Genomic DNA, 3,859 nt, shown 5'->3' with positions numbered 1-3,859 from the left:
TGTGCATGACAAGAGAGATGGAGTTATGGATAGTCGAGCTACGTGCAGCGGGACACGGTCATTCGGCACGAATCCGCAGAGCGCAGTAAACAGACGAGAGCTCGGGTTATTCTGGGAGCAGGCACCAGTAGTGAGTACCCAGTCGCCGGGACTCAGTCGGCAGTCACCAGACCCCAGTCCCCAGTCCCCAGTCCCCAGTCCCCAGTCACCAGTCCCCAGTCCCCAGTCCCCAGTCCCCAGTCCCCAGTCCCCACACAAATATTTTTAAAGTTTCTGGAAAATTGGCGCTTATGTTTGCTATTTGTGGAAAAGTGATTAAATCAGGAGAACCAAATTTATGACTTCCAAAGGAAAAGCTGCTAAACCTTCTTACGTTTTCCGTGCCAGTTGGGCGTTGCTACTGTTGGCGATCAACTTCTTGGTGGCAGCTTATTATTTTCAGATCATTGAATAATTAGCTTTCAGCTTTCAGCTTTCAGCTTTTAGCGATCAACTTTCTTGCCATTAGGTTGATGCTAAATACTGACGGCTGAAGGCTGATTTTTTATACTAATTGGAAAGATGAATTTGAACAATTAAAAGATGAAATGTTGATATATCAAGACTTTCACAATCCAAAATCCAAAATCCACAATCTAAAATGGTATTAGATTGTGCCTTTAAATAAACCTTTGGGACGGATGAGCAGCACCAAAATCATGATTAAGAGAGCTACACCTTGTTTATACTGAGAACCTAGCCAAGGGATGCTGACTTCCTGAACAATACCAATGATAAAAGCAGCAGCGATCGCACCGTAGGGATTGCCAATACCACCCAAAATCACAGAGGCAAACAAGGGCAAAATCAGAAACCAGCCCATATTCGGACGTACAGCGGTAATCAAACCGTACATACTACCGCCTAAAGAAGTAAAAGTACCTGCAATTATCCAAGTCCAAAGAATTACTCTATCAACGTTAATACCAGATACTCTAGCTAAGTCTAAATCATCGGCTACTGCTCGCATAGCTTTACCGATTTTAGTGTTTTGTAATATGTAGTGAAGAAACAAAATCGCCAGCACAGCTAACCCTAGTACCAATAATTGATTTTGCGGTATCCGTAATTCCCCAAATTCTAAAGCAGGGATGACAGGGAGATTATAGTTTTGGTTTTTACCACCCCAAATAAAAATAATGCCGTTGCGGAGAAATAAGGCCAGTCCGATAGAAATGATGATCAGTGTGGTGGAAGTAGCACGAACTGACCGCATTTTTGACCACAGCAATTTTTCTGTCAGTAACATTACTGCGACTGTTCCCGATGCTGCTAAAATCATTGATAGCCAAATGTTTACACCCAAGGCATTGGCTACCAAAGTCAAATAAGCTCCCAAGGTAAGAAAATCACCATGAGCAAAGTTTGATAATCGTAAAATTCCATAGGTCAGCGTTAGTCCTACTGCTCCTAGAGCAATAATACTGCCCACCGCAATGCCATTAATGATTAATTGAGCTAGTTGTGTATCCATTGTTTTAAGTTTCTGTGAAGAAAATAAAATAAATGTGTAATGTGATTCAATAACAGTTGCATTAGGCGTTACAATAGACACTATCAGTTATAATTTACAATTAAAAGATATTTCTACGTTAATATACATAAAATCCAGTTCATAATTTCCTGCCAAGGTTAGTTTCTTTGGCTGTCTAGTAAACCATGCAGCAGTCTTCAAACTTACCAGAACAAAACTCCCAGATCGATGGAACATCAAAACTTTTGCACACAATCCAGCAACGGCGGGATAATTTTTGGTTGCAAAACAGCTTGAATCATTTGCAGAGTCGTTTAAATGATTGTCTGCTGGCTGCTAATATGATGCAGTCCACAGGGACAGAAGCAGAAATTTATCAAACGGTAGTCAACGAACTGGAAAAAGCTTTAAATGGGCGTTGGGTGGCGATCGCTCAATTTCCAGCAGATGAAATAGTGGGTAAGATTTGTTATGTTTCTAGTTCTTCCTCCCTGAGAACACCAATCATAGAAATAATATCCCAACCTGGAACAAAGCTGGACTTGAGGTTAAACGCTACCATCAGACTGGAAGATTTGCAGCAAATGGAGAAACAAAAACCTGGCAGTGCTTGGCGTTTAGTTGATGATGATAACGGTATGATGGCATGGCTAATTATTGCCACATCAAAGTCTAACGTGAATGGTGTTTCAATTAAACCATCCTTAACTCCCCTGCGATCGCAATTCATTAAAAGAACAATTCAGCATTGTCATACAGCCTTAACACAACTAAGCTGTTGTGCATTTAATTTGTATAAGTGGAACAGGCATCTTGCCTGTTAAACAAGAGTTCAGAACATTAGGATTATACAATTTAGCTGTGTAACAGCTTAAAGCAAATGCAATTTTGGCAAGAAAGATGTAAACAATTAGCTAATTATAATCAAGAATTAGAACGCACCAATCAACTTAAAAATCAATTTCTCGCCAATACCAGTCACGAAATCCGCACACTTTTAAGTTCTATAATTGGATTTACTCATCTACTTTTAGCACAAGGTTACGAACCAGACAGACAACGCCATCAAGAATATTTACACATTATTCAATCGAGTGGTAAACATTTACTAGACTTGATTAACGATATTTTGGATCTTTCCAAAATAGAAGCCAACGAGCTAGAAATACAATGGGAAATAATTGATGTACCATCATTATGTAGCAATGTTTTAGCTTTAGTGAAAGAAAAAGCTGCTAATAAAGGTTTGAAATTACGTTTAGAAATTAACGATGATGTAACAACTTTATTAGCTGATCCTTTGCGACTCAAGCAAATGCTCTTGAATTTATTATTTAATGCAGTCAAATTTACCAATTCAGGTAGTGTAGGTTTAAAGGTAGCTACACAAGATTTATCTTTAAGATTTACAGTTTGGGATACTGGAATTGGTATTTCCAAAGAATATCAATCTTTACTATTTCGTCCTTATAGCCAAATTATGAACCCCGGTTCTAGAAACAACGAAGGTACTGGTTTAGGGTTGGTAGTGACACAACAACTGGCTCAAATTCATGGTGGTTCTTTAGAGTTAGAATCGGAAGTAAATAAAGGTTCTGCTTTTACTATTATCTTACCACTTAAACCCACAGGAAAAGTTTTGGAAGCAATCGAAGTCAAAGCAGAAAAAGATTTAGAATTAAGTCAAGTAACGAGTAATTTTGCTGTTCCCCAATCTTCTGTTCATATTCCCATCAGTAGATCAAGAGAAATTTTATTAGTAGAAGATGATTTTGCCAATTCTGAATTAATACGAATTTATTTAAGTATATTAAGTTATCAAGTGACTTGTGTTAAGAATGCACAGGAAATGTGGATGACTCTCCCACAGATACAACCAGCAGTAATTTTAATGGATGTGAATTTACCAGATAGCAACGGTTTGAGTTTAGTGGAACAACTGCGAAAACATCCCCAATATCAGCATATTCCGATAATTGCCCAAACAGCAATGGCTATGAAAGGAGATAAAGAAACTTGTTTAGCTGCTGGTGTTGATGATTATATTTCCAAACCCATAGATTTACAAGTTTTAGGTAGTATGGTAGCAAAATATTGTCAAGGATTTAACAATGGACAATTGATAATTGACAATTGATAATGAGGTTAATTGGGTTTAAAGTCTCTAGTTTTCAAGAGCAAGAAAATTAACGAAGGCAGAAGGCAGGAGGCTGAATACTTAGGGGTTGCTGAGAAAGTCTTTCCGTGAGGGCATAGGAGTCAGGAGTCAGGAGTCAGGAGGAGATTTGAAAATTTCTTTGCCATCTCTTGAAATCCCAAAAAATGCACACTTTTTCCGGTATACCC

General features: G+C 38.5%; 3 protein-coding genes and 1 pseudogene. 3 read left to right on the top strand and 1 reads right to left on the bottom strand.

Features of this window, described 5'->3' with window-relative positions; translation table 11 throughout:
• Positions 1-130 precede the first annotated feature (130 nt).
• Complete coding sequence (locus FFR48_RS26145; RefSeq protein WP_162501972.1) at positions 131-268, top strand: hypothetical protein; 138 nt, start codon at positions 131-133, stop codon at positions 266-268.
• 69 nt (positions 269-337) lie between these two features.
• Positions 338-454 carry a photosystem I protein PsaX gene (gene psaX, locus FFR48_RS26140; protein WP_096565677.1) on the top strand — a complete coding sequence of 39 codons (117 nt, stop codon included), beginning with the start codon at positions 338-340 and terminating at the stop codon, positions 452-454.
• Between the two features lie 192 nt (positions 455-646).
• Here the strand turns inward: psaX and FFR48_RS26135 are convergent, their stop codons facing one another.
• On the bottom strand, positions 647-1,513 hold the full coding sequence (locus FFR48_RS26135; protein ID WP_096565675.1) for a branched-chain amino acid ABC transporter permease: 867 nt from the start codon (positions 1,511-1,513) through the stop codon (positions 647-649).
• Positions 1,514-1,698: 185 nt separating this feature from the next.
• Between FFR48_RS26135 and hrmK the strand changes: the two are divergent.
• Positions 1,699-3,650: pseudogene (hrmK, locus tag FFR48_RS26130) on the top strand (hybrid histidine kinase/response regulator HrmK).
• The last annotated feature ends 209 nt before the right edge of the window (positions 3,651-3,859 follow it).

The organism is Sphaerospermopsis reniformis (genome assembly GCF_005402885.1).
Taxonomy (GTDB): Bacteria; Cyanobacteriota; Cyanobacteriia; order Cyanobacteriales; family Nostocaceae; genus Sphaerospermopsis; species Sphaerospermopsis kisseleviana.
Note: the sequence above shows the minus strand (reverse complement) of the source record. Positions and strands in the feature narration are given on the sequence as shown.

What these genes read in the sequence shown, in the direction of transcription:
- psaX (WP_096565677.1), top strand. Translation starts at nt 338, where the DNA reads ATGACTTCCAAAGGAAAAGCTGCTAAACCTTCTTACGTTTTCCGTGCC.
- FFR48_RS26135 (WP_096565675.1), bottom strand. Translation starts at nt 1,513, where the DNA reads ATGGATACACAACTAGCTCAATTAATCATTAATGGCATTGCGGTGGGC.